The sequence below is a fragment of the Gemmatimonadaceae bacterium genome (genome assembly GCA_030647905.1).
Classification (GTDB): domain Bacteria; phylum Gemmatimonadota; class Gemmatimonadetes; order Gemmatimonadales; family Gemmatimonadaceae; genus UBA4720.
Genome location: JAUSJA010000008.1, coordinates 1 through 23658, shown reverse-complemented (window position 1 = coordinate 23658; position 23658 = coordinate 1). Strand labels below are relative to the sequence as shown.

23 protein-coding genes, 1 tRNA gene and 1 riboswitch are annotated in these 23658 nt (G+C 64.0%); of the genes, 4 read left to right on the top strand and 20 right to left on the bottom strand.

Going from position 1 to position 23658, the window contains the following annotated elements:
- Position 1 precedes the first annotated feature (1 nt).
- The 14 genes from Q7S20_00960 to Q7S20_00895 form a co-directional block, all read right to left on the bottom strand.
- Positions 2 to 1180, bottom strand: a complete 1179-nt coding sequence (locus Q7S20_00960) for an FtsW/RodA/SpoVE family cell cycle protein (GenBank protein ID MDO8500395.1) — start codon at positions 1178 to 1180, stop codon at positions 2 to 4.
- On the bottom strand, positions 1181 to 2548 hold the full coding sequence (gene murD / locus Q7S20_00955; GenBank protein ID MDO8500394.1) for a UDP-N-acetylmuramoyl-L-alanine--D-glutamate ligase: 1368 nt from the start codon (positions 2546 to 2548) through the stop codon (positions 1181 to 1183).
- Positions 2545 to 3678, bottom strand: coding sequence for a phospho-N-acetylmuramoyl-pentapeptide-transferase (mraY, locus tag Q7S20_00950; protein ID MDO8500393.1), 1134 nt, complete (start codon positions 3676 to 3678; stop codon positions 2545 to 2547). Before mraY ends, murD begins: the two co-directional genes overlap by 4 nt.
- Complete coding sequence (gene murF / locus Q7S20_00945; GenBank protein ID MDO8500392.1) at positions 3678 to 5036, bottom strand: UDP-N-acetylmuramoyl-tripeptide--D-alanyl-D-alanine ligase; 1359 nt, start codon at positions 5034 to 5036, stop codon at positions 3678 to 3680. Before murF ends, mraY begins: the two co-directional genes overlap by 1 nt.
- On the bottom strand, positions 5033 to 6499 hold the full coding sequence (locus Q7S20_00940) for a UDP-N-acetylmuramoyl-L-alanyl-D-glutamate--2,6-diaminopimelate ligase (protein MDO8500391.1): 1467 nt from the start codon (positions 6497 to 6499) through the stop codon (positions 5033 to 5035). The genes murF and Q7S20_00940 overlap by 4 nt, the downstream gene beginning before the upstream one ends.
- Entirely contained in the window at positions 6499 to 8538 is a 2040-nt protein-coding gene (locus Q7S20_00935) for a penicillin-binding transpeptidase domain-containing protein (protein MDO8500390.1), read from the bottom strand. The genes Q7S20_00940 and Q7S20_00935 overlap by 1 nt, the downstream gene beginning before the upstream one ends.
- A complete protein-coding gene (locus Q7S20_00930; protein ID MDO8500389.1) occupies positions 8525 to 8833 on the bottom strand; it encodes a cell division protein FtsL in 309 nt (102 codons plus the stop codon). The genes Q7S20_00935 and Q7S20_00930 overlap by 14 nt, the downstream gene beginning before the upstream one ends.
- Positions 8815 to 9759 (bottom strand): 16S rRNA (cytosine(1402)-N(4))-methyltransferase RsmH, encoded by a 945-nt coding sequence (gene rsmH / locus Q7S20_00925; GenBank protein MDO8500388.1) that lies wholly within the window; start codon positions 9757 to 9759, stop codon positions 8815 to 8817. The genes Q7S20_00930 and rsmH overlap by 19 nt, the downstream gene beginning before the upstream one ends.
- Complete coding sequence (locus Q7S20_00920; GenBank protein MDO8500387.1) at positions 9756 to 11441, bottom strand: hypothetical protein; 1686 nt, start codon at positions 11439 to 11441, stop codon at positions 9756 to 9758. The genes rsmH and Q7S20_00920 overlap by 4 nt, the downstream gene beginning before the upstream one ends.
- Positions 11442 to 11528: 87 nt before the next feature.
- Positions 11529 to 11603 (bottom strand) — tRNA-Val (locus tag Q7S20_00915).
- Positions 11604 to 11624: 21 nt separating this feature from the next.
- Entirely contained in the window at positions 11625 to 11825 is a 201-nt protein-coding gene (locus Q7S20_00910) for a hypothetical protein (protein ID MDO8500386.1), read from the bottom strand.
- A gap of 97 nt (positions 11826 to 11922) precedes the next feature.
- Positions 11923 to 12570, bottom strand: coding sequence for a tetratricopeptide repeat protein (locus Q7S20_00905; GenBank protein ID MDO8500385.1), 648 nt, complete (start codon positions 12568 to 12570; stop codon positions 11923 to 11925).
- Positions 12567 to 13640 carry a chemotaxis-specific protein-glutamate methyltransferase CheB gene (cheB, locus tag Q7S20_00900; GenBank protein MDO8500384.1) on the bottom strand — a complete coding sequence of 358 codons (1074 nt, stop codon included), beginning with the start codon at positions 13638 to 13640 and terminating at the stop codon, positions 12567 to 12569. Before cheB ends, Q7S20_00905 begins: the two co-directional genes overlap by 4 nt.
- Before the next feature lie 22 nt (positions 13641 to 13662).
- Positions 13663 to 13800, bottom strand: a complete 138-nt coding sequence (locus tag Q7S20_00895; protein MDO8500383.1) for a hypothetical protein — start codon at positions 13798 to 13800, stop codon at positions 13663 to 13665.
- Between the two features lie 187 nt (positions 13801 to 13987).
- On the opposite strand from Q7S20_00895, the gene Q7S20_00890 reads away from it, so the two are divergent.
- A complete protein-coding gene (locus Q7S20_00890) occupies positions 13988 to 15217 on the top strand; it encodes an IS4 family transposase (GenBank protein MDO8500382.1) in 1230 nt (409 codons plus the stop codon).
- 232 nt (positions 15218 to 15449) lie between these two features.
- On the opposite strand, the gene Q7S20_00885 is transcribed toward Q7S20_00890, so the two are convergent.
- Genes Q7S20_00885 through Q7S20_00870 form a run of 4 tightly spaced genes read right to left on the bottom strand, consistent with a single transcriptional unit; the run spans position 15450 to position 18414 of the window.
- On the bottom strand, positions 15450 to 16523 hold the full coding sequence (locus Q7S20_00885) for a hypothetical protein (protein ID MDO8500381.1): 1074 nt from the start codon (positions 16521 to 16523) through the stop codon (positions 15450 to 15452).
- Positions 16524 to 16535: 12 nt separating this feature from the next.
- Positions 16536 to 17396 (bottom strand): hypothetical protein, encoded by an 861-nt coding sequence (locus Q7S20_00880; protein ID MDO8500380.1) that lies wholly within the window; start codon positions 17394 to 17396, stop codon positions 16536 to 16538.
- Positions 17393 to 17878, bottom strand: a complete 486-nt coding sequence (locus Q7S20_00875) for a prepilin-type N-terminal cleavage/methylation domain-containing protein (GenBank protein ID MDO8500379.1) — start codon at positions 17876 to 17878, stop codon at positions 17393 to 17395. The genes Q7S20_00880 and Q7S20_00875 overlap by 4 nt, the downstream gene beginning before the upstream one ends.
- A 14-nt stretch (positions 17879 to 17892) precedes the next feature.
- Entirely contained in the window at positions 17893 to 18414 is a 522-nt protein-coding gene (locus Q7S20_00870; protein MDO8500378.1) for a prepilin-type N-terminal cleavage/methylation domain-containing protein, read from the bottom strand.
- 280 nt (positions 18415 to 18694) lie between these two features.
- Between Q7S20_00870 and trxA the strand changes: the two genes are divergently transcribed.
- Positions 18695 to 19165 (top strand): thioredoxin, encoded by a 471-nt coding sequence (gene trxA, locus Q7S20_00865; protein MDO8500377.1) that lies wholly within the window; start codon positions 18695 to 18697, stop codon positions 19163 to 19165.
- Positions 19166 to 19172: 7 nt separating this feature from the next.
- Here trxA and Q7S20_00860 read toward each other — a convergent pair whose 3' ends face one another.
- Both Q7S20_00860 and Q7S20_00855 read right to left on the bottom strand, forming a co-directional pair.
- The gene (locus Q7S20_00860; GenBank protein ID MDO8500376.1) at positions 19173 to 19619 is read right to left on the bottom strand and encodes a hypothetical protein; all 447 of its coding nucleotides are present in this window, start codon (positions 19617 to 19619) and stop codon (positions 19173 to 19175) included.
- Positions 19620 to 19668: 49 nt separating this feature from the next.
- Positions 19669 to 19751: riboswitch (cyclic di-GMP riboswitch) on the bottom strand.
- Between the two features lie 27 nt (positions 19752 to 19778).
- Positions 19779 to 20606, bottom strand: a complete 828-nt coding sequence (locus Q7S20_00855; GenBank protein MDO8500375.1) for a nucleotidyltransferase family protein — start codon at positions 20604 to 20606, stop codon at positions 19779 to 19781.
- 176 nt (positions 20607 to 20782) lie between these two features.
- Between Q7S20_00855 and Q7S20_00850 the strand changes: the two genes are divergently transcribed.
- Together Q7S20_00850 and Q7S20_00845 are read left to right on the top strand one after the other, a co-directional pair.
- Positions 20783 to 21097 (top strand): hypothetical protein, encoded by a 315-nt coding sequence (locus Q7S20_00850; protein ID MDO8500374.1) that lies wholly within the window; start codon positions 20783 to 20785, stop codon positions 21095 to 21097.
- A 402-nt stretch (positions 21098 to 21499) separates the two neighbouring features.
- A complete protein-coding gene (locus Q7S20_00845; GenBank protein MDO8500373.1) occupies positions 21500 to 22534 on the top strand; it encodes a tyrosine-type recombinase/integrase in 1035 nt (344 codons plus the stop codon).
- Positions 22535 to 23658 lie beyond the last annotated feature (1124 nt).

The following is a 23658-nucleotide window of genomic DNA, read 5'->3' as shown; positions in this document are numbered from 1 at the left end:
GCTAGACTCTCTGCATGGCGAACGACGGATCAGTGGCGCGCGATCCGATCACTTTCTCACGCGTGCTGCCGATGTTGACGAGAATTCCCGTCATGAGCAGCGAAAGCACCATGTTCGACCGCCCGTACGATACGAACGGCAGCGTCAGCCCGGTTGTCGGAAGAAGGCCGATCGCGACGCCAATGTGAAGAAACGCCGTGATGACCACGGTCGCGGTAATTCCCACCGCCGTGAGCTGAAGAAATGGAGAGCGCGCCTTCTTTGCGATTCTGAAGCCGAGAAACGCGTAAGCCGCGAACGCCAGAATCAGAAGCGCGAGTCCGACGAATCCCCGCTCCTCGCCAATGGATCCGGCGATGAAATCGTCGTATGCGAGCGGAAGGAATCCGAGCTGCTGCCTGCCCCGCCCGAAGCCAAGGCCAAAGATCTGGCCGGATCCGACGGCGATGAGAGACTGCTTCAACTGATCGCTGACGTGGGTCGGCGCGCTGCCTGGGTCGAAGAACGCCGTCATGCGGAGGAGTGCGTAGTTCAGCCGCTGCATCTGTCCCCACAGAAGCGGCACAGCGACGATCCCGAGGACGACGAAATGCCCGATGCGAACCCCGCCCGCAAAGAGGATGATTCCCATTATGAGCGTGTACATCATCGCCACCGAGAGATCCGGTTCGAGGGCGACGAGTATGTCGAGCGCTCCGACGACCACCAGAAATGGCAGCAGCCCTTTGGTCAACCGGCGCAACGCGTCTCCTTTCTTCACGACGAGCATCGAGGTCCACGCTATGACCGCGATCTTGCCGAGCTCCGACGGTTGAAGCGACGATCCCACCAGAAATCGTCGCGATCCGCGAATCCGCGGCGCAATGGATTCGGTGAAGGGCATGATGATGAGCAGCAGGAGAAACAGCGACAGTAGCATCAACGGCCATGCGTACTTGCTCCACAGTTCAGCATCCACCTTCGCGAAAACCGCGAGCGCCACCAGTCCCACCGCGATACCGGCGAGCTGCCGGATGAAGAAGTAGCCGCTGCCGAGGTCCTTGCTTTGGGCGAGAATCGCACTGGCGCTGTACACGGTCGCCAGCCCGAACGCGAGCAGGCATGCGGTCATGAGAAGAATGAGCCGCGCCTCCGGCCCCATGTACCATCTGAATCGCACATCCGCAACGGACACTGCCATCTATTGCTCCATCGCCAGCTCTCTGAACCGCGCGCCGCGCTCCTCGTAATTGCGGAACATGTCGTAACTCGAGCACGCTGGTGAAAGCAGGACCACATCGCCCGGCTCGGCGCTTTCGCGGGCGTGTCGCATTACCTCATCGAAATCGGAGCCCAGCCGCTCGACCGGCACGACTCGATCCAGATCCTTCTCGATCATGGGCGCGGCCTCGCCGTACGCGATGACTTTCTTCACCGACCGGCGGATTGCGTCGGCCAGGCCGGTGTATGGCTCGCCCTTGTGCCTGCCGCCGAGCAGCAGAATCGTCGGTTTGCGCATGGCCGCAATTGCCACGAGCGAAGAGCTGACGTTCGTCGCCTTCGAATCGTTGATCCATTGCACACCGTTCTTCTCGCCGACAACCTCGAGCCGGTGCTCGAGCGCGTTGAAGCTGCCGAGCGCGGCCGCCATGTCGCGCCTTGCGTCGGGCTCCGTGAAACGCGCGTCAGCGAGGGAGACGGCGAGCGCGGCGGCGAGCGCGTTGGCGACGTTGTGGTCGCCGAGAAGATTGATCTCGTTCCTCGCCATCAGTGGCAATCCCAGCACGTGCAGCGCGCCGGTGCGGTTGTCGAGCCACGCATCGGCCTCGTGGCGCACGGAGAATCCGGATTTCGTTCCTGCGATGCCGGCGGCCATACGCATCACGCGCTCGTCATCCGCGTTGAGCACCCACCGGGAGTCGTCATCCGCGTTCGCGAACAGCAACGACTTGTCCGAATAATATTCCTCGGCTGTCGGATACCGGTCCAGGTGATCAGGGCTGAGGTTGGTGAGAACTCCGATGTCTGGCGCAAGGCTCGGTGTGTCGTGAAGCTGGAACGACGACATCTCCAGAGCGATCCAATCAGGGTGATCGTCCCGCCGGGCAATGTCGGACAACGGTGTGCCGATGTTGCCGGCATCTACGGCATTTTCACGAAGTCCGCGCAGGATGTGGCCGATGAGCGCTGTCGTCGTCGTCTTTCCGTTCGTGCCCGTGACGGCAATGATCCGCGTTCCCTCCAGGTAGCTGAGCGCGATCTCTATCTCGCTGACGAGTGGCTTCCCTGCCTCTCTCGCCGCCGCGATCGGTGGAGCGGCGGGATCGATTCCCGGGCTCGCAACGACGCGCGACGCCCGCGCTATTCGAGCGAGGTCATGGCCGCCCACGTCCACTGCTGCGCCGAGATCTCGCAACTGCCGGGCGGTCGCCTCCAGTGCCGGCGACGATCCGGAGTCCGACACGTACACACGCTTTCCGTCAGCGAGGAGCAGCCTGGCAGCCGCGGTGCCGCTCTTTCCGAGCCCCAGGATGGCAACCTCGCCTCCGGGTCGCTCCGCCTCCGTCATCTGAGCTTCAGTGTGCTCAGCGCCAGGAACGCGCACAGAATCCCGAGAATCCAGAAGCGCACTACGACCTGGCTCTCGTCCCATCCGCCCTTTTCGAAGTGGTGGTGAAGCGGCGCCAGCCGGAACACCCGATGAGTCTGCGCATACTCGAGCCCTTTCATCCTCTTGTTCAACTTGAAAACGACACGCTGAAGAATCACCGACACCATCTCCGCCACGAACACGCCGCCCACGAGCAGCAGAACGAATTCCGATTTCAGCAGGATGGCGATCGCGCCGAGGGCTCCGCCAAGCGCAAGCGAGCCCGTGTCACCCATGAATACCTGCGCGGGGTGGGTGTTATACCATAGAAATCCGATGCACGCGCCCATGATCGCCGCGCAGAAGACGGTCAGCTCTCCGGCGCCGCGCAGATAGAACACCTGCAGATACGCCGACGCGTCGATGCGTCCGATGACGTAGGCGAACAGCGCGAGAGTGAGCACGGCGATGGCGGTGAGCCCCGCCGCGAGGCCGTCGAGGCCATCGGTGATGTTCACCGCATTGCTCGTGCCGGTGAGCACGAAGGTGACGAACAGCACGTACACCCATGCGAACGTCGGGACAACCAGGATGTACTTGTAGAAAGGCAGCGTCGTCGAAGCACCGGGCAGAGTGGAGAGCGGAAAGTGCCAGAGATACCATCCGAGCGCGATTCCGATCGACACCTGGCCGATGAGCTTGTAGCCCTCGATGAGCCCGGTGTTCTCCTTTCCGGCCTGCCTCTGCTTCAGCTTCAGATAATCATCGACGAATCCGATGAACCCCATCCACAGCATCACGAACATCGCTATCAGTACGTAGCGATTGTTGAGCTTGGCCCAGAGGAAGGTCGGTATCAGAGTCGCGGCGAGAATGATCAGCCCACCCATCGTCGGGATCCGCTTCTTTTCCTGGTGACTGTCCGGCGTTCCTTCGCGGATTACCTGGTGCAGCCGCATCCGCCTCAGCCGCTTGATGATGAGCGGCCCGACGATGAACGACACAAGCAGCGCCGTCACCGCCGCCCCCGCCGCGCGGAAGGAGATGTAGTTGAAGATTCGCAGGAATCCGAAGTCCCTGACCAGCGGAACCAGCAGGTAGTTGAGCACTAGGGATTTGCCCAGGTTGTGAGGTGCGGAACGAGCTGCTCCAGCTGGACCCCCCGAGAGGCCTTCAATAGAATAACCGCGTCGGGCTGCATCCGCGGGAATAACCGCGGCCACAGCTCGCTGACGGATTCAGCCGTGACGATCCTCGGGTCCTCTTTACCGATTCGTGCCAGGGACTCGGCGAACTCGCCGATTCCGGCTACGACGTCAGCTCCCGAGTCGAGCGCCAGCCGGCTGATGTCGTCGTGACAGCGCGTCGACGCTTCGCCCAGCTCGCGCATGGTACCGAGCACGATCACCCTCTGCCTTCCGGGTCCGACACTCTTCACGAGCTCGATCGCCGCGCGTGTGGAGCCGGGATTGGCGTTGTACGCGTCGTTGATCAGTGTTGCCCTGCCGAGTTGCTCCCATGCAACACGCATCCGCAGCGCCGGCATCGCCTCTATCCCCGCCGCGGCAATCTCGTCGCTCACGCCGCACGCGCGCGATACGGCAATCGCGAGCATCGCGTTCCGAAGGTTGTGAATCCCGCGAAGCGGCGGCGTCATTGTGACGTTGCCGAATCGAACGGTGCCGACGCCATCGCTCGATATGGACCATGAGTCGGGCTTCACGTCGCCTTCGTCAAGTCCGGCGGTGATGACCTCTTCCGCCCGCTCGTGCGCGGCGTCGCCGATTTCCGGCTGCGAAGCAGGAGTGATGGCGATGCGCACGCCATCGAACGCCGCGGCTTCTTCGCGAAGGACCCCGGCGAGATCGCCCAGACCTTCGAGATGTTCCTCCGCGACTGACGTGACGACGGAGATGTCGGGATCCGCGATTGCGCGGAGGATCGCCACTTCGCCGGGCAGATTCGTGCCCGCCTCGACGACCGCGATCTCGCAGTCGTGAGGGATCGCCAGCAGTGTCAGCGGAACGCCGATGCGATTGTTGAGATTGCCAGTCGTTGCGTGCACGCGCATCGCCCTCGAAAGCGCAACGCGGATGAGATCCTTGGTCGTCGTCTTGCCATTGCTTCCCGCCACCATCACCAGCGCGCCGCCCCACGCGCGGCGCCAGTGGCTCGCCAGTCTGCCGAGCGCTACGAGCGTGTCGGGCACCTCGTACACGGCAACGCCCGGCGATTCGATCCGGACCGGACGCGACACGATCACCGCGGATACGCCCTGCCGCAGCGCGGCCTCCACGTAGTCATGTCCGTCGAACTTTTCTCCGATCAGCGCGACGAAGAGCTGGCCGGCGGACACCGATCGGGAATCGGTGCTGATGCCGCCGAGCTCGGCCGGTCCGCGCGGCGGCTTCGTCGTCACGTAGCTTCCCAGCGCTTCGGCCACGGTGGCGAGAGTCCAGAAGCTCAATTACCAAGCTCCGCGACGAGGGCCTTCACGATAATATTTTCATCGAATGGAAGCTTCGCCGTGCCTATTATCTGATACGTTTCGTGTCCTTTGCCGGCGAGGAGCACGACGTCGCCGTCACCCGCTTCCTCGATGGCGCGCCGGATCGCCGTCTTCCTTTTGACAATGCGCAGATGCCGGCCGGGCGACATGCCCGATTCGATGTCGTCGAGGATCCGCTCCGGATCCTCGGTGCGGGGGTTGTCATTGGTGACGATCACCAGATCCGCGCCGGCCTCCGCCGCGCGCCCCATCTCCGCGCGCTTGCCACGATCCCTGTCGCCGCCACATCCGAAGACGAGGATGAGCCGCCCCGATGTGAATGGGCGGATCGCCGCGAGCGCACGCTCGATGGCATCCGGCGTGTGCGCGTAATCCCGGAGCACCGTCGGATTCTGCGAGATCACCTCGAGGCGTCCCGGCACCTGCGGCAGATTTCCGAGAGACGACGCCAACTCGGCCAGCGGCACACCCATCGTGAGACCGACCGCCACGGCGCCAAGCGCGTTGTGCACATTGACGTCGCCGATGAGCGGCAGCTTGACCGGAATAGCCTCGCCGCCGTACGTGAGGTTCCACTCGCTTCCGGATGGAAAGAATCGTACGTCCGTGGCGCGCACGTCGGCGCGGGGGTCCACGCCGAAGAGAATCTTCCTCCGCGAATTGGCCAGCGCGGTCCAGTTCTCGTCGTCTATGTTGATCGCCGCGGCGCCGTCCGGCTTCAGGTAGTCCATCAGCCGCGCCTTCGCGGCGAAGTAAGCTTCCATCGTCCGGTGATAGTCGAGATGATCGCGAGTGAGGTTAGTGAACACCGCGGCATCGAAGCTGAGCCCGTCAATCCGCCGCTGGTCGAGACTGTGCGACGACACCTCCATCGCGACAGTCTTTACGCCTCGATTCACGAGCACACGCAGCACGCGCTGCAGCTCGACAGGCCCCGGAGTCGTCAGCTCGGCTCCGCCGGGCACGACCTCCGCCTCCGTACCGAACAAAACGCCGAGCGTTCCGATGGAAGCCGCGCGCGAACCCGGATGATCGAGAAGGTGGCGAAGAATTCCGGCGGTCGTGCTCTTTCCGTTGGTACCGGTGACGCCGATCATCCTCAGCTCTTTGGACGGATCACCGAACGCCGCGCCGGCGGCGACCGCGGCCGCCTTGCGGCCCTCGCGCACGAGAATAGCCGGAAGCGATGTCCAACCCGCATCCTCCACCATCACCGCTGATGCGCCACGCTCGCCCGCGCGGTCGAGATAGTCGTGACCATCGAGAACCGATCCACGGACGGCGATGAAGAGAGACCCCGGAGAGACGTGGCGGCTGTCGTCCGAAATGCCCTCCACCACGTCGGGGAGGTCACCTCGCACGCCGGCGAGCAACCCCGCCCGCACGAGAGCGTCGACGATTGTGCCCAGCGTAAAGCTCATCAGGGGTTGTGCTGAAGTTTGACGATTGCGCCCGCCGGCAGCACTGTGCCTGGCGCGGGAATGGTCGGCGCGTCCTGAGAGCTCACGAGCGTCACTCTGAATCCGGATGCATGCAAAGCGCGAACCGCGCTTCTTGTCGGGAGCCCCCGAACGTCAGGAACGGCCCTGGGGGATCGGTCCTCGGGAACCCGCGCCGGCACGAACGGGAGAGAGATGACCCGCGCTGGCTGCGGCGTCTTCTCGGAGTACGGCGCCGGATCAACGCCGAAAACCGCCGGTGTATCCGGCTCCGCGGCTGCATCTTCAACCGACGCTGCCGGGCGCTGCGGCGAGGCTTTCCCGGCGGCCGGGCTGTCCGCGGACGACGGGAGCTGAACTTCGCGCTCGACGCTCGCCAGATCCTCGCGATTGAGCGCGGCGTCCCGCGCCGCGAGTGCCGCCCGCAGCACGACCGCCAAAACGGGTGCCGCGATCTCACCACCATAATAGGCGCCGCGAGGCGAATCGAGCTTCACCAGAACGATGTATTGGGGCTTGTCGGCGGGAAAGAGGCCCACGAACGATGCCGTGTAATCGCCCTCGACGTACCCTTGCCCCCGCACCGCACGCCGCGCCGTGCCGCTCTTGCCCGCCATCTCGAACGTTGCGAGGTCTGCCTTCACGCCGGTTCCGCTGTCCACCACGCTCTTCAGAAATCCCCTTACCTCGTTCGCGGCGTGTTCGCTGAACACGCGGCGCAGAACGCGCCTCCTGGCTTTGTAGATCAGCTCGCCGTCGGATCCGCGAACCTCGCGAATGACGTGCGGTTGCAGCAGCTCACCACCGTTCGCGAGAGTCGCGTACGCCGCGACGAGCTGGAGCGGAGTCACGCTGAGCTCGTACCCCATCACCATCGAGGCCGCAGATTTATTGGTCCACCGACGGGGCTCGCGCAGCGTGCCGTCGGCCTCACCCGGAAGCGGCACGCCGGTGGCCGTCCCCAACCCGAGGTCGCGCAGCGTCTCGTACTCCTCGCGCGGCGTGAGACGCGCCGCGAACTGCACGATGCCGATGTTGCTCGAGTACCTGATGACATCGGCGAGAGTGAGCTCGCGCGCCTTGTGAACGTCCGTGAACCGACGGCCGTCCAGCACCATCTCGCCGCCGAATGTGTTCATCATCTCGTCAGCGCGCGCGCGCTTGCGATCGAGGAGAGCTGCCGCGATGAACGGCTTGAGTGTGGACCCCGGTTCGAACGGCTCGGTCACCGCTGTGTTCGACAGCGAGCGCACTCCCTGCCGCCGACTCGCCATCGCCAGCACTTCGCCATTGTTGGGATTCATCACGACGATGTCTCCCCCGCTGGCATTCAGACTGTCGGTGGCGCGGGCCAGCGCGCGCTCGCAGATCTCCTGCAGATCACGATTGATCGTAAGCGTGACATTGCTTCCCGCTCGCGGAATTGTTTCCCATTCGCCCGGCGAGCCGAGCCGGCGGCCGCGCACGTCCCGGGCGACGGGCGAGCGCAGTGAGTCGCCGCTCAGCACGCTGTCCAGCGCGAGCTCGATGCCGCCAAGTGCGCGGCCGTCGGGATCGAGATTCCCGACGATCCGACGGATTCCTGCCGTGTTCGCGTACTCCCTGATCATGAGCGGAACGAAGTGCACGCCGGCGAGCGAAGTGAAGGTGGCAACGTCGGCCGCAACGTACAGCCCGGGAAGCGAGACCCATTTCCGCTTCCTGTCGGTGGACGCGCGGATCCACTCCTGCCCTACCCCGGCCCTCCTGAGCTCACGCGTGAGCCGGGGCGCATCCTTCACCTCGCCGGGCGCAACGTTCAATCGGAACATCTCGCGGCTCTCGACGAGCACGTTGCCGGATGCGTCGAAGATATTTCCGCGCGCCGCCGCGACATCTCCGTTCCTGTATTGCTGGCGCCGCGCACGCTCCGCCCAGTCCTTGCCCTGCACGAGCTGCACGCGCGCCGCCTGAGTGATCAGCGCCACCGCAAACAGAGCGAGAATGAGATGGATTACGCTGACGCGGCTAAGGCGCACCATTCTTCCTCGCAATCCTGTTCAGTATCACGATCTGCAATTCCGACGGTATGTGCATGCCGAGGCGGTGCTCGGCGATCGGAACTATTACGGGGCGCGACGACGCATCACGTATGTCCTGGGAGAGCCGCACGCGCTCGCTTTCGAGGTTCGATCTTCGACGCTGCAGCGCCGTCAGCTCGAGTCCCTCCCTGTGGCCGTAACTCCGCCGCGCGATCACCGCGGCGGAAACGAGAACGAACACGGTGAGGCCGCCGGCGATCATCCAGCGGCCGCGCTTCAGCCCTCGCTTCGCCATGCGCGCAGGCGCGCGCTGCGCGCGCGCGGATTGCGTTGTATCTCGGCATCCCCTGCCTTGACCGCCTTTCTCGTGAGCAGCCTGCCGAGCGCGCGGCCGCGGCACGTGCACTGGATCTGTCGTGGGGGGCATACGCAATCGAGCGACCACTCGCGCATGGCGTGCTTCACCAGCCGGTCCTCGCCCGAGTGATACGATATGACCGCCAGCGTTCCACCGGGCTCGAGCCGGTCGCGCAGCATCGGGAGCGCCGTCTCGAGCGACCGCATTTCATCGTTGACCGCAATGCGGATTGCCTGAAAGATCCGGGCGAAGTCGCTCGACCCCGACCGGGGCCCGAGAACGGCGCGGATCGCACCCACCAGGTCGTCGCTCGTTGCAAAAGGTCTGTTCTGGCGGCGGCGTACGACTTGCCGCGCCATACGTCTGGCGCGCGGCTCGTCGCCGTACTCGCGGAAGATCCGCGCGAGCTCCTCCTCTTCCGCCGTATCGAGCAGATCGCCGGCGGTCTGCGCGGATCGCTCTCCCATTCGCATGTCGAGCGTCGCACCCTCGCGAAATGAGAAGCCGCGGGCCGCGTCGTCAAACTGATGTGACGACACACCGAGGTCGGCGAGAATGCCGTCGAACTTCTGTGATGGATCGGGGAGCAACCTGTCTGCCTCGGCGAAGTTGCCCAATATAACGCGAAACCGGCCTGCCGCCTCATACGCGGCAAGCCGGTCTCGGGCCGTTCGAATCGCTTCCGGGTCGCGATCTATCGCGGTGACGTTGGCGCCAATAGCAAGAAGGGCGGCGCTGTGTCCGCCGCCCCCCAGTGTGCAGTCCAGTATCGTTCGGGTACCACTGAACAGTCCGACTATTTCATCCGCGAGCACCGGCGCGTGATAGGCGCTGTCCCACGCGCCTGGTGCCCCCGGTGTCACTTGCAGAAGCGACGGATCTGGTCGTCTACCGCCGGGGTGAACTGCGGAATGGCGGTCAGAAGCTGCTTGGCCGCCTCGGAGTATGACTGGAGTCCGGCCGGCACGTTCTCCTGCGCCGTCGCGAACGACTCCTTGGCGAGACGCGCGAGCGAGCAGCTCTTCGTCTCCTGCGCCTCGTTCACCGCGCTCTGGCCGATGAGGAAGGCCGAGGCGCCGGCGAGGAACTTGGCATCCGCTGATCCCTCGAGCTGATCGGACAGCATCAGGAACTGCACGGCACGCTGCAGGTCCGCGCGGTTCTTCGACGCGTTGCCTGCCTTGTAGGCGTCGCTTCCCGTCTTGAGCGCGACCTGGGCCAGGCTCTTCTTGTCTGCGCCGCTCGCCGAGGCGGTGCGGATCACGGCGAGCACGCTGTCCGGCTGGTTCAGTCCGCTGAAGATCAGCGCCTTCTGAGCGTAGCCGCCTTCGATCCTGGGACTGATCGCCAACGCCCGGTTGACCGATACGAGCGCCTGCGCGTTCTGGCCGGCCTTGCTCAGCGCATTGGCCTGCACGAGAAGCAGCGAAGCATTGGCCGGATACTTCGCGATTCCCTGCGACAGGATCCCGGCTGCCCGGGCCGGGCTGATCTGTGACGCGGCGGCCGCGCTCCGGACGTAATAAGTGGTGTCGGCAGCGGCAGTGTCGGCCTTGATCAGCTCGGCACCAGTCGCCAGCGCCTTCTCGTAGTCCTGAGCGGCAAGGTACACGCGCCATGCCATGTTGAGAGTCTTCGGATCACCCGGATTGGCCCGCAGCGCATCCTCCACGATCGGCAGCGCGAGCTTCACGCGACCGGTGGTGACGAGGCTGGCGATGACCTGGTCGCGAAGACGGTCGTTGCTCGGATCGGCCGCCATGAGGCCGGTCAGGGCTTCGGTCGCCTTTTCGGTGTTCCCACGAGTCTGATAGATCTCGGCCTTGAAGCGAAGCGCAGCGATGTTGCGAGGGTCAATGGCCGTGATGCGCTCGGATACCGCCAGCACGGAGTCAGTCTGCTTGAGCTCCTGATACGCATTGGCAAGGCACACCATCGCGATCGTGCCGTTGGGATATTTCGAGAGCGCCGAGCGGGCCATCATCCCGGCTTCAGCGTACTTCCGGTCGCGGAAAAGCATGTAGCAGGTCTTTTCCGCGGCCAGCTGCTCACGGGCGGCCTGATAGGACTTCGAGACTGCGGCGGCGGCCTGGTCAACCTTGGCCGCCTCAGCGGGCGGCAGAGGCTGCTGCAGCGTCTGGTCGCGCGACAATACCATGCGGGCGTCGATCCTGACCCCTGTCGGAGTCTTCGACACCGTGCCTTCGACGTACTCGTCCGCGCGCAGCAACGTAGCCAGCTGCTTGGCGTCGTTGGACGCGAGGGCCTCGGTGGTCGAGTAGCCGGACGCTTGCAGGGTGTTGTTGATGTCCGTCTTGGGAATCACGACCAGCTTTCTCACATCCACGTCGCGGGTGACGCGCGAGCGGAGCGCCTCGGCGGTCTGAATGCCGAGATCCTTCTCCGGGCTTGAGAACGTCGCGATCATCACGCGCGGAACCGGATCCGGGGGACGCCGTTGGGCGGAAGCAGCCGCAAGAGGCGCGGCGGCAAGCGTAGCCAGCGCGACGAACGCGCACCGGGCGGAAATTCGATAGTGACCCAAAGTCAGACTCCTTGCACTCAATGTTCTAGCCTCGAAACGTATGAACATCCGTACACCGCGGCGATTCTACTGGTCCAGAAACATTCATGGGCGAGGAGGGACTCGAACCCCCGACATCCTGCGTGTAAGGCAGGCGCTCTAACCAAACTGAGCTACTCGCCCGGTGCAGAGCCGAGCCCAGCCCTACTTCAGAATGGCAACAGGGACAAGCACGCAGTACCCAAGCACGAGCAGCACTGGGGCAATCGTAGTGCCGCCGCGCGCAAGATCCGCGAAACCTATGGCAATTGTAGCCAGCGCGGCAATCCAGAGCGCGATGGACTTCGTGCGCGGATTCATCCGCTCGCCGACAGACAGTCCTCTTCCCGCTTCGGATTCAGCCATAGGGCGGTAGTGTAGAGGAGCGGGAAAAGCGTGTCAAGCGCGATCGCCCTCGCGGGCGCATGCCTCATTGTATCTTAATGTTGTGCTAACGGGGCATTCAGCTGAAGCTGGGTGGCTCCTGCCCCGCTCGCACGAGACGAATCGCCTCGGCGCAGCGCTTGCCCCACACGCTGAAACGGTTCGCGGCGTTGCCTCCGCGCCACACGTTCTCGGCTTCCGCGGGCTTGCCGACCATCCAGAAGGTCCGCCCGAGCTCGTAGTACGCCTCGATGAAGTTCGGCGCCATTGACAGAGTGCGCCAGAAATAACGCTCCGCCTCGATCACGTCGCGCTGCTGACTGTATAGCAGCCCGAGAAAGAAGCATCCGTAGAGCGCCGCTTTCGGGTCGCCCATCTGGGCCTCAGCGCGCGACATGTGCTCGTGCGCTTCGCGCAGCAGACCCTTCCTCATGCAGACGTACCCGAGACTCGCGCGGGCGAGCCCGTTCATCGCGTCCTGCCCGAGGACTTCGTCGAGGATTACAAGCGCCTCGTCGTACCTTCCCTGCCGCATTCTCGCCCAGCCAAGCAGCGTTCGCGCACGCTGGTCGCTCGGCGCCAGACGCAGTGCGTTCTCGATCGCCGCCTCCGCGCGGACAAAATCCTCGTGGGCGATCAGATGCCATCCCTTCTCGACGAACGTGGATGCACCGAGGTGATCCTCGCGGATCGGGCGAATTAGCGCTGTCGCGCGGGCGGGCGTCATGCGACTGCCCTCCGGGACGAGAGGATATCCGCGACCGCGGCGCCGACGAGTCGAGGCGCGACGACACGATCTGCGCCCGCCGCGGCGAGCGCCGCGCGCGGCATGCCGTAGATGATCGAGCTCGCTCTGTCCTGCACGATCGCGCCGCCCCCGGCGGCGCGAACCGCGCGGAGGCCGTCGGATCCGTCACGGCCCATTCCCGTCAGCACTACTCCGACGAGATTCTCACCGAACGCGAGAGCGGCGCTGGCGAAGAGTGGATCGGCCGACGGTCGTACTCCGCAGATCGCCGGGCCCGAGTCGATCCTCACGAACGGCCTTCCCCGCCGCATCACAACCGACATGTGTCGATCTCCAGGCGCGAGGTAAACGCGTCCCGTCATCACCGGCTCGTCGTCGGCGGCCACCTTCACCGGCAGCGGCCCGAGCTGGCTCAGCCGCCGGGCGAGCGAGTGCAGAAATTCCTCGGGCATGTGCTGAACGATCAGCACGGCAGCATCGAGTCGCTCCGGCAGATGCGACATCACCTCGGATAGTGCCTTCGGGCCCCCCGTGGAGGCGGCTATCACGACCGCCGCTCTCGCCGGCTCGTTGTGCAGAGGAGCGCGCTCCGTGACCGGCTCGGCGCGCTCGATCCTGAGCGGTGCGACGACGTGAGCCACTCGCACCATGGACGCCGCGTTGAGCGCGCGCATCAGCTCCGCGCGGACCAGGGCAAGGTCAATGCTTATGGGCCCGGACGGCTTGCGCACGAATTCTATCGCGCCGAGCTCGAGTGCGCGGATCGTCAGCGAGTTGTCGGATTCCGAACCGGCCGCGCTCAACATCACCACCGGGCGCGGCATCTCCGTCATGATCTGTGCGAGAGCCGTGAGACCGTCCATCCCCGGCATCTCGATGTCGAGCGTGACGATGTCGGGACGCAGCAATCTGGTCTTGGCGAGCGCGTCCGAGCCGTCGCGCGCCGTTCCCACGACGACGAACTCGGGACGTGATTCCACGATCTCGGTGATGAGCCGGCGCATGAAGGCGCTGTCATCTACCACCAGCACTCGCTTCGTCTGTCGCAATGAATTGGAACCGGAATGGGCGTTACAGGCGGCGGAAGACTCGCTCCCGGGAGCTCACCGGCGCGAACATTTCGCGCGATTTTCCGAGCAGCGTCTCCACTTTCCCTAAGACGAGGAAACCGCCCGGCAGCAACAGGTCGTGGAAGCGGTAAAGAGCCATTCCTGCGTCTCGCGGGTGAAGTACAGGAGTCCTTGCAGCTTCAGCAACGGAACTTGCGGTCACGCTCGATCTTTCTGCAGAGAGCGACGAACCCGGGCTCGTCAGCGCCCGCACTCGCCCGCTACCGCCAATACTGTTCAGTTAAGTGGTAAGTGACTAGATTGGTTCGACGCCACCGTGAGGTTGCATGGCTCGGACCGCCGCTGTGTTGCCCGCAGGGATGCGCTTGGCCGATCACATCAGTCTTGGGGTGTTGACGGCGCAATTCCCCGCGGAGCTGGTCGAGCAGGTGTTGTTTGAAACGGAGCGCGTGAGTGAACGCGAGCGCGACCTGCCGGCGCATGTCATGGTTTACTACGCCATCGCGCTCGCGCTCTACGCGGACGTCTCGACGCGCGAGGTGCTCCGGTGCGTCGTGGAAGGAGCCCGTTGGCTGGGCGACCCGACCGCGACCACGATGCCCAGCAAGTCGGGGATCTCGCAGGCGCGGACCCGGCTCGGCGCGGCTCCGCTTGAAGCCTTGTATCGCGCCGTCGTGGCCCCGGTGGCCACGACGGGGACGCCCGGCGCCTGGTACCGCGGCTGGCGGGTGATGAGCCTGGACGGGACGACGCTCGATGTCGGGGACACGGCGGCGAATGCGCGCGTCTTCGGGCGGCCGGCCAGTGCGCGCGGGGCGAACACGACCGGGGCCTTTCCGCAGCTGCGCCTCGTGGGGCTGCTGGAGAACGGGACATATGCCATTTGTGCGGCGCAACTCGGGGCGTACCGCACCAGTGAAGTCGCGATGGCGGCGGACGTGGTGCCCCACCTCACGGGCGAGATGCTGTGTCTCGCCGATCGTGGCCTGCTCAGCTTCGATCTCTGGCGCCAGGCGTCTGCCACGGGCGCGGCGCTCCTCTGGCGCGCCGGCGTGACGTTCACGCTGCCGGTCCTGGAGCGGTTCCCGGATGGGTCGTATCGCAGTGAGTTGCGCTGGAATCGTCAGTGCACGAGCCCCGACCGGACGCCGATGCCAGTGCGCGTCATCGAGTACACGCTGCCCGGTGTGCCCACGACCCACGCGTCGTACCGGCTGGTGACCACCGTGCTGGCACCCGCGCGCGCCCCCGCGGCCGAACTGGCCACGCTCTACCATGAGCGGTGGGAGATGGAAACGGCGTTCGACGAGCTCAAGACGCATCTGCGCGGCGGACAGCGCGTGCTCCGCAGCAAAACCCCTGAGCTCGTGCGGCAGGAGGCGTGGGGCTTCCTGCTCGCGCACTTCGCGCTCCGCGCGCTCATGCACGAGGCGGCGTTGGGTGCACTTCCACGCGCGCGCGGCGCGCGCGGTACACGATCCTCGAGGAACTGCGCGCGGAAGTGGTCACCTCCAGTCGCGGCCGCGCCGTGCCCCGCGGCGTCAAGCGAAAGATGAGTAACTTTTCCCTCCGGCCCCGGCGACGGCAGCGTACGCACAAACCCAGCTACCGCGTCCACGTGCTCCACCGGCATCGTCGCACGAAAACGTGGAGTCGGCGACCTGTTAACTGAACAGCATTGCTCCTAGCTGCAGTTCCGTCTCTTGCGCTTCCCTCTGCGTCTCTGCGTGGCGCAGCCAAGCGGTTCCTCTGCGTCTCTGCGTGGCGCAGTCCTCTGCGTCTCTAGTATCAGTATTCCACCCAGTTATCCACCCATGTGTTGGGCAGCGGCACCAGCGCTCCAAGCCCCATCAGTGCTTTCGCCACCTCGCACGAGTTGTACTGGTACAGCTTCGTTCCATTCACGGTATTGATCGGTACAGTCTGGCCGAGCTTCACGTTGAGAGCGCTCACGATCGCGCCCTTGATGTAGTTGTTTCCGTTTCCCGTGAGGTCCCCGCCGACGAGAACCACTCCGTTCCAGTTGAATGTCGCGCCGCTGCCGGTGTCGAGATTTCCCTGCACGATGAGAGTTCCCCGGCCGCCGTTCAGCGACGAGCTGCCGATGTTGCCGGTACCCATCATGAGGATCGTCGGATAGAATGTCGTGTCGGCGAAAGACGGAATGGCGTCAGGCGGCACGGTGTAGTCGGGGGTCAGCGCGGTACCAGCAAGAATGCCCGCCCAGTCAATCTCAACTCTTGCCGCGCCCGCCCTGGCGCTGTCGGCAAGGTATGCGAGGCTGTCCGTCGTGCCCGGCTGATTGAATCCCGGAACCTGCGGGACTGCCACTCCAGCGATGGTGTCCGACACAACGCAGGCATCCACACCGAGGAACGAGCCGGAGTTACCCTTCTTCATGATTCCGCTGATAGCGGTCCACCCGGCGAGCACTTGCATGGATGCCGGCTCCCACGCGGCGTACTGGGCCACCGTGCGCACCCCGGCAGGTGCGCCCCCAATGGCGCCCTGCGTCTGCGTGCCTTTCGATCGAACGACGAAGACTCCGGCCAGTGAGCCGGTCGGCGGCCGTACGCGATCGAGCTGCACATCGGCATACCCGCCCTTCATGTAAATGCGGATTGGACCTTCCTTCACCGCGGGAGGCCTCGAGATGAACCCCAGCGAATCACGCTTGACGAAGAATATCTCCAGCCCCTGCTCGGCGAGCACGAATGCACTGACCTGCGCCTTCTGATCGTCCACGCCTCGGCGCTCGGAGTTCACGAGAGTGAAGCCGGCGGCGATCGAGATCGAGAGAATGCCGATCACGAGAATCGCCATCGGAAGCGCAAAACCCTTTCTATGCTGTTCCAGTGACATTGAGGTCTCCGTTCAGTCGAGACGGTTCTTGAAGAAGATTGCGGTGACGAAAGGCGCCCGCTGGGGCTGCGAGGCGCCGGAAGGTGCGCGCTCGCTCAGCCCCGTCATGTTCAGCTCGATGCCCCGAAGCGTGGAGAGATCGGCGGGCGGGGCATCCTGTGCCGTGAAGCTGCTGCCGACGAAGAACCTGAATCTGGCGGAAGCGTCGTACGGCGCCGACAACTCCTCCGACTGATTGGTTTCCATCCTCGTGCGGAAGAGACCGATCGAGCCGGGCAGGGTCGTGGACGCCGCGAACGAGTAGCGGATTTTCCGGTAGAGAAACACCGCAGTGCCCATACTGGCGGTATCCGGAAGCAAGGGAGTTATTTGTACTATCCTCGCGCCCTGGGACGTGAGTGTCCCGATCTGTTTGGCGTTGCAGACATCCAACGTTCCAACGTCCTTCGTCTGGTTGTCCTCCCTGTATCGGTACACGCCATTCCCGCCCCGCCACGCGTATCCCGAGTAGCCTGGTGCGGAGAACATGGCCGAATCCACCGGAAGAAGGCTGATGTGCGTCGTGGTGTTGTTCGGTCCCGGCCCGCACACCACGCCCATCGCATACGGCACGCGCAGCTCGACCACGGAAGCCGATGCGGTGATCACGCCGCCACGCGCTTCAACCATTCGAATATCGGAGACGACGCGGTTCAGCGGTCCCCTCGCAACGCTGCGCGCGAGATTGCTTGTCTTCTGATGATCGAAATACATCGCCTGCGACCTGAGGACTTTCGTCAATGCCAGCCCGATTATCGCCAGGATGACCATACCGATGATGAGCTCGGCGATGCTGAGACCTTTCCGCGGACCAGCCGTGAAGGACCTCATCATTGGCCGTCGTCCACGAAGCTCGTCCTCGTAGCCGCGCTGGACCGTATGAATTCCGTCGTATCCGGCCGGTAGAGCGGATTGGTCGGCGTGATGATGAGCGTGACGCGTTTGGCCTTCAGCTGCCATCTCTGGAAGTACTGCACCACGGTGACAGTCGTGGTGTGCGGGTAAGGCATCGCGGTGATCGTGGTGGTACTGGTGCCCACGGTCAGGCTGTCATAGGGAAGCGCCTCGAGCAAGTTCACCTGCTGCATCAGGACTCCGTTCCGGTAAGTGTTGCCGATGGTCCGGTGCGACCGCGCGGTGATCTTGTAGACCATCGCCGCGAGAGGGGTCATGATGAGAGCGAGCAGCGTCATCGCCACGATGACTTCCATGAGGATGAACCCGCCCCGGCGAGCGCGTATGCCGCGCTCGGCCGGAGACCCGGTGCCCGGGGCGCTGGCGACGGGAGGACCCGCCTCTGCAGAGTATTCGACCATGATGGTTCTCTCCTTTACTGTGGAGTCATCCTGACGAAGCCGGCACTCGACGCGCTGACCTTACGTGAGTAGTCGTTCAGCGTCAGCGTCACCGTGAACTCTGTGGATCCGATTCCGTTGGGCAGAATGTCTACTGTATTGGCCAGCTGTCCGGAGGCGTTGTAAGAGCTCATTCCGGTGAGCGAGTACTCGGACCCCTGGCTCATGATCCGGGTCTGGAGGACTGTTCCGGTCGCCCGATCGCTGAGGACGTATGTCTTCGTGTCAGGCGTGAACGTCAGACGCACCGGGGCACGCTGCCGGCCGGCCATGGCGAATCCGTTCTGAAGGTCCTGGACGAGGACCTGTGCGGCGCGGTTGACACGCTCGTGCTGAATGATGCGCCCAATCTTCGGAACGCCGATCGCGACAAGCACGCCGATGATGAGCATGACCACCAACATCTCGAGCATGCTGAAGCCGGAGGCGCGATTCAATCCGCGACGCCGCCGGCTGGGTGCGCTGGCGCACATGAGGCGCATAGACTCCTTCATCATTACGTGAATAAAGCCGGGCGCTGATCTCTCCCACGCGGGCTCGTTCAGCCTGTCGATGCACCACAATGACGAGCGGCCGTCGCGCAAGTCACAAGGACCAGCGCCACGGCCGTCTGAAAGCTGGATCGGTTGTTTACGGGAGCTTCGCTACTTCCGCGAGAATCTCCTCATTCGTCGTCGAGAGCGCGGCAAAATCCGGCACGATGTCGCCTGGCTGCGGCACTTTTTGCAGATTTGAAGTCGTCATCCGGTGAAATTAACAGAATCGGGAGAATCGCCGATGGAAGCCGCAACTGTCAGGACCGACCCGTCAACGAGAGCCACTCTTCGCTGCCAGTTCTGTGGCAGCTGGAACAGGATTGACGTCGCACGGGCGGCGGACAAGCCGAAGTGCGGCAAATGCGGGAAGCCGATGCTCCTCGACCGTCCCATCGTGCTCGATGAGGAGAGCTTCGCGAGGACAATCGCGGAAAGCGAGGTGCCCGTGATCGTGGACTTCAATGCCGACTGGTGCGGCCCCTGCAAAATGATGGCGCCGGCCGTTGACCAGCTCGCGGCGAACTATTCTGGAAAGGCGATCGTCGCCAAGCTCAACACCGACCTCGCGCCGCGCACGTCCGAGTCGTTCCAGATTCGTGGGATCCCCACCACGATAGTCTTCATCGGGGGAAAGGAAACCTCGCGTCAGTCGGGAGCGATGCCATATCAGATGCTGGCATCGCTCCTCGACCGCGCGCGGTCACTCGCCTGACGGCTGCCTAGTTGAGAGTTACGAGGACGTTGTCCAGTCCCCAGCTCTCGTCACCGACGCCCTGAAGCGTCGTGGTGGTGTGAAAGGAGAACACCAGTTCGCGCAATCCCGGATTTGCTACCGTGAAGCTCATGCGGTAGATGGCGTCGCCGAGGTCGTTCTTGTTCATGGCCCTGGGATATCCAAGCGTGTTCACCGCCAGCGCGCCACGCCCGCTCGGGCTCGTGCCGCCCTGATCAACCTGCTTCGGATAATTCTGCGGCTTCGTCGCCTGGTTCGAGAACGACGTGTGGAAGACGTTCTCGCGTGCTCCACCGGCCTTGCTCACTTCGAGCTGCCAGGTGTCTGCACCGAAGCCCTGCATTCCAGCTCCGTCCCACGTTCCAATGACGTAGAGATCGAACGTCAGGGTGAGGCAGAGCGCCACCGCGGGGAGGAAAATTGCCTTCTTCATGCCAGTGCTCCTTGATACATAAAGGTTTGCCGGAATTTCCGGCGACCTTTACGACAACCAGGCTATCTCCTGTCCAGGAGACCCTTTGGCTTTGCGGACCGGCCTCGCGACCGGTTGAGACCGAGCTCAATCTTTTTTTTATGACTTTTTTGTCACAGTTCAGATTTCCACAAACGTATCGCGCAAACGTTGCTGCACTTCCGCGATGTCTGCGCGTGTCGAAAGATCGAGAACCGCTTCACGCATTCGCACTGCGGTGAACCGCATTCCGAGCTCACGGATTCCGAGCGCAACCGCCTGCGGCAGCTCGAACTCGCCGCGCGCGGACACGGGCACGCGACGGCACGCCTCGAAGATTGCGGGCGTGAACGACCAGCAGTTCATGCTGGCGTAAGGCTCCTCATCGAACGCCGCGTCGGCGGCTCCGATCGCAACGATGCGACGGAGCATGCCGTCCTCGCCGATATTCAATGACCCGAAACGACGCGCACGATCGGGCGAGACGTTCCCAATCTCGATCAGTGCGCGCACGCTGAAGGCGATGAGTGCCGGCGGGCGCGTCACGCGAAGCGCGCGCAGTGCCGCCAACGGATAGTAGTTGTCCGAGTTGAGCACGATGAACGGCTCGCCTGCCGCGAACTCCTCCGCGGCCAGGACCGCGTCGGCAGTGCCGAGGGGTTTTTCCTGCACGGCGAATTGCAGCGTGACCCGTCGGGGTGGCGACGCGACAGTGTAATGCTCCCTGATGGCCTCGTGCTCAGGACCAATGACGAGACAGGCCCGTGAGTATCCGGCGTCTGCAAGCGCGCTGATCACGTAGTCCAGGAATGGTCGCCCGATGGGGATCATTCCCTTCACTCCCGAATCGGCTACCGCCGCCTGCGCCGATTCGACGGCGGCTTCCGAATCCGGTTTCCGCATTCTCGTCCCGAGACCGCGCGCGAGAATCACGGCAGAGCTGACGTCCGGACTCGATAAAATGTTCATTTGAAAATCCGCCGCAATTTGCGATTATTCCGCGAAATGCGGCACAAAGCCACTGATCGAGCTTCACAGCGGTGCTTTCGTCGTTTCATGGAGCGTACAATAATCGAAACCTGCGACTTCAATGCCCCGGCGCCTTGCTCAATAGGGTAGATTGAATCATACGTTCAAGGGGCAAAGTGACGCAGGAATTCGAGTTCGTGGATGCAGGGCGCAAGTTCTTCTGCTCGGTCGAGGCGCCCCGGCACGCGGGGATGCCGCCGTGGTGGTGGGTCCGCCTCGACACCGAGGGGAGCACGCGCTACGCTCCGTTCGAGGCTTCGGCGAAAGACACGAAGCAGTCAGTGCAGGCGCGGATTGTCGCCTACTATGCGGAGTTGCTGGTGATCAAAGGACGACCGGTACATCAGAGGCTGGCCTGGCAGAAGCCGGTGCGTGTGCCTCCCCCCGAGGAACTGAGTCCAGCCGCCTCGACAACGCCGGCCAAAGTCTGACGCGCCGCGGCCCGGGCACGCTCCCCCGGCCGAATAGATACAAAGGCCCTGCAGTCGATTTGACTGCAGGGCCTTCACTTTACGCATGGAGCGTACAGGGATCGAACCTGCGACCTCCTGGTTGCAAATAAGAGGGTTCGGCGTTCCTCACAATTCCTCCCGTTTCCGTTTTTACGCGATTCTCATAGGGGAAACCCGCTATTGTGATTCCTTGCCTCACAAGTCGATCTGGGGGATGTCCGATGCGCGGGAAGCTAACGAAGCGGAGCGTAGATGGACTGAAGCCCGACACGTCGAGCGATGTGTTTCTCTGGGACCGCGAGCTACGCGGCTTCGGTGTGCGCGTGAAGCCGGGCGGCTCGAAGACGTTCGTCGCGGGCTACTACGCACCTGGCTTACATCGTGTGCGCCGACGCGCGACGTGCCACGCGAGAGGAAACAGTCGAACGGCTCTTCGCCGATTATCTCGACTATGGCCGTGCACACGTCAAAGAGCGGACGATTGAGTCATACGAAAGTCTCGCGCGGCTCTATGTGTTGCCCGCCATCGGCTCGCTGCCCGTCGCGAAAGTCGCCACGCGAGACATAGCGCGGCTGCACCTCAGTCTAGAGGATAAGCCGGGCACCGCGAACCGCGGCGTGCAGATGGTGAAAGCGTTTTTCTACTGGCTTGAGCGAGGCGGACTATTCAGCGGAACGAATCCGGCGCGGAATGTTGAGCTGTACGCCGAGCACCCGCGCGAGCGGTTCCTCACCGTCGAAGAAATGGCGCGCGTCGGTCAAGCGTTGTGCGTCGCCGAGACAATCGGCCTTCCCCCGGCCCCTGAGCACAAACTGACGAAAAGTGTGAAGCGGGCGCGCAATTCGGGAATGTTCAAGAGTGAGCTGCAACCCGCGAGTCCGGTCACGCTCGCCGCGTTGCGGTTCCTCATCTTCACCGGCTGGCGCGAGCAGGAGGCGATGACGTTGAAGTGGTCGGACGTGAATCTCTCGGCGGGGATCGCCACGCTCGGCGACACGAAAAGCGGGAAGAACGTGCGAGCCATTACCGCCCCGGCGCTTGAGCTGCTGGGCGCACAAGCGCGCGTGAAGGGATCGGCCTACGTCTTCCCCGGTCGCGATCCACAGAAGCCCCTAGAGAGCGTACATCGGCTCTGGACAGCCGTGCGCTCAGAGGCGCGACTCGAAGGCGTGCGCCTTCACGACTTACGCCATTCCGTCGCGTCGTTCGCCGGCGGACAAGGCTACTCGCTGTTCCTGATTGGCAAGCTCCTGGGCCACAAAACGGCGCGAAGCACGGAGAGATACGCGCACTTAGCCGACGACGCGCGGAAGATTATGGCGGACGACGTAGGCGAGACGATCCGCGCCGCGATGGCAGCGGACCCGTACATCCACACTGCCCCCGTCGTCGATATTGCCACACGGCGACGCTAGGACGCGCGCCGGAGCTAAATACGGGTGAGCAAACGCCCCACATTGGTGTCGCGAAGAGTCTCGCGAGTGTGCCCTGCGGGGCGATATGTGTTGTGCTACCAATTGTTACTGCGAACTACGGTATGAGGCAATAGCGAAGGTGGTACAGCGTGGGCTACTCCCGGCGTGCGATCCCGGCGTTCTCCTCGAGCGGGAGCCGAAGGGGCGGCGATGCGCATCATCGCGGTCATCACGGCGCGGGCCGTCATCGATCGCATCCTGACGCACCTCCCCGGACGCGCGCTGCCACGCCGGTGGGTACGCAGGGGCCGCGCAGCCCCCAGGCCGGCGCTCCCCCCGCCCACCGATGTCGACGTTGAGCGTGTCGACGTTAAGCTGCGCTCACCCGTCCTGAGCGTCACCCCCCGCCCCGGCCCACTCGTCGGGGCCGCGTGGCGCGTCACGTGGTCCGCTCCGGCCCGCGCGGTCGCCGGCGCGCCTGGTTCCACGCCGGCCATCACGCCGAGAAATCACGGGTGACCCGGTGGAGCCCGCCGTGGCCCGCAGCCCACCCAGCCGGCACACATGTGGTCTTGACGCGTCTTGACGCGCCGCTTGTTCACGGCGTGGGGACGTTCGCATACTTGACGAGCTGCGATTGATGCCTATCGTGCGATCCCCGTCGATCTGTGGATCGCGGGCTGCCCGCCACACCCGTTGACGATTCTCGACGGCCTGCTTCGCCTGCTCGGCCGCATCGAGGATCGAGCTGGCCGGGGTTAGCGGCGTGCACACCATGGAGCTCGTTCGGCTCGTAGGCCGGCGACGACCCGGCGCGAGAGCGATTGCAGGCCAGCCCTGGCACCCAACCGGGGAGGGACGAATGGTGGGCGAATGCGGGTCGTGCGACCGAATGATGCGTTGGCAATGTTGTGGTGACACGCTCTGCGGGCGGAGGCATCAGGTTGTGGGCTCCTGCAGCGATAACCAGCACCGGCCAAGGCTATGCCCGCAGAAAAGCCGCGATTGCTTTCCCAGGTGAAAGGCCGCATGCGCGCGCGACACCTGAGCCCGCGTACAGAGCGGGCATACGTGGGATGGATTATCCGCTATATCCGATATCACGGCACGCGGCATCCCACCGA

Excerpts from the sequence above, each read along its gene's own strand:
- Q7S20_00960 (MDO8500395.1), bottom strand. The coding sequence starts at position 1,180 with ATGGCAGTGTCCGTTGCGGATGTGCGATTCAGATGGTACATGGGGCCG.
- murD (MDO8500394.1), bottom strand. The coding sequence starts at position 2,548 with ATGACGGAGGCGGAGCGACCCGGAGGCGAGGTTGCCATCCTGGGGCTC.
- Q7S20_00940 (MDO8500391.1), bottom strand. The coding sequence starts at position 6,499 with ATGAGCTTTACGCTGGGCACAATCGTCGACGCTCTCGTGCGGGCGGGG.
- Q7S20_00935 (MDO8500390.1), bottom strand. The coding sequence starts at position 8,538 with ATGGTGCGCCTTAGCCGCGTCAGCGTAATCCATCTCATTCTCGCTCTG.
- Q7S20_00930 (MDO8500389.1), bottom strand. The coding sequence starts at position 8,833 with ATGGCGAAGCGAGGGCTGAAGCGCGGCCGCTGGATGATCGCCGGCGGC.
- Q7S20_00910 (MDO8500386.1), bottom strand. The coding sequence starts at position 11,825 with ATGGCTGAATCCGAAGCGGGAAGAGGACTGTCTGTCGGCGAGCGGATG.
- Q7S20_00905 (MDO8500385.1), bottom strand. The coding sequence starts at position 12,570 with ATGACGCCCGCCCGCGCGACAGCGCTAATTCGCCCGATCCGCGAGGAT.
- Q7S20_00895 (MDO8500383.1), bottom strand. The coding sequence starts at position 13,800 with ATGGCTCTTTACCGCTTCCACGACCTGTTGCTGCCGGGCGGTTTCCTC.
- Q7S20_00890 (MDO8500382.1), top strand. The coding sequence starts at position 13,988 with ATGGCTCGGACCGCCGCTGTGTTGCCCGCAGGGATGCGCTTGGCCGAT.
- Q7S20_00885 (MDO8500381.1), bottom strand. The coding sequence starts at position 16,523 with ATGTCACTGGAACAGCATAGAAAGGGTTTTGCGCTTCCGATGGCGATT.
- Q7S20_00880 (MDO8500380.1), bottom strand. The coding sequence starts at position 17,396 with ATGATGAGGTCCTTCACGGCTGGTCCGCGGAAAGGTCTCAGCATCGCC.
- Q7S20_00875 (MDO8500379.1), bottom strand. The coding sequence starts at position 17,878 with ATGGTCGAATACTCTGCAGAGGCGGGTCCTCCCGTCGCCAGCGCCCCG.
- Q7S20_00870 (MDO8500378.1), bottom strand. The coding sequence starts at position 18,414 with ATGATGAAGGAGTCTATGCGCCTCATGTGCGCCAGCGCACCCAGCCGG.
- trxA (MDO8500377.1), top strand. The coding sequence starts at position 18,695 with ATGGAAGCCGCAACTGTCAGGACCGACCCGTCAACGAGAGCCACTCTT.
- Q7S20_00860 (MDO8500376.1), bottom strand. The coding sequence starts at position 19,619 with ATGAAGAAGGCAATTTTCCTCCCCGCGGTGGCGCTCTGCCTCACCCTG.
- Q7S20_00855 (MDO8500375.1), bottom strand. The coding sequence starts at position 20,606 with ATGAACATTTTATCGAGTCCGGACGTCAGCTCTGCCGTGATTCTCGCG.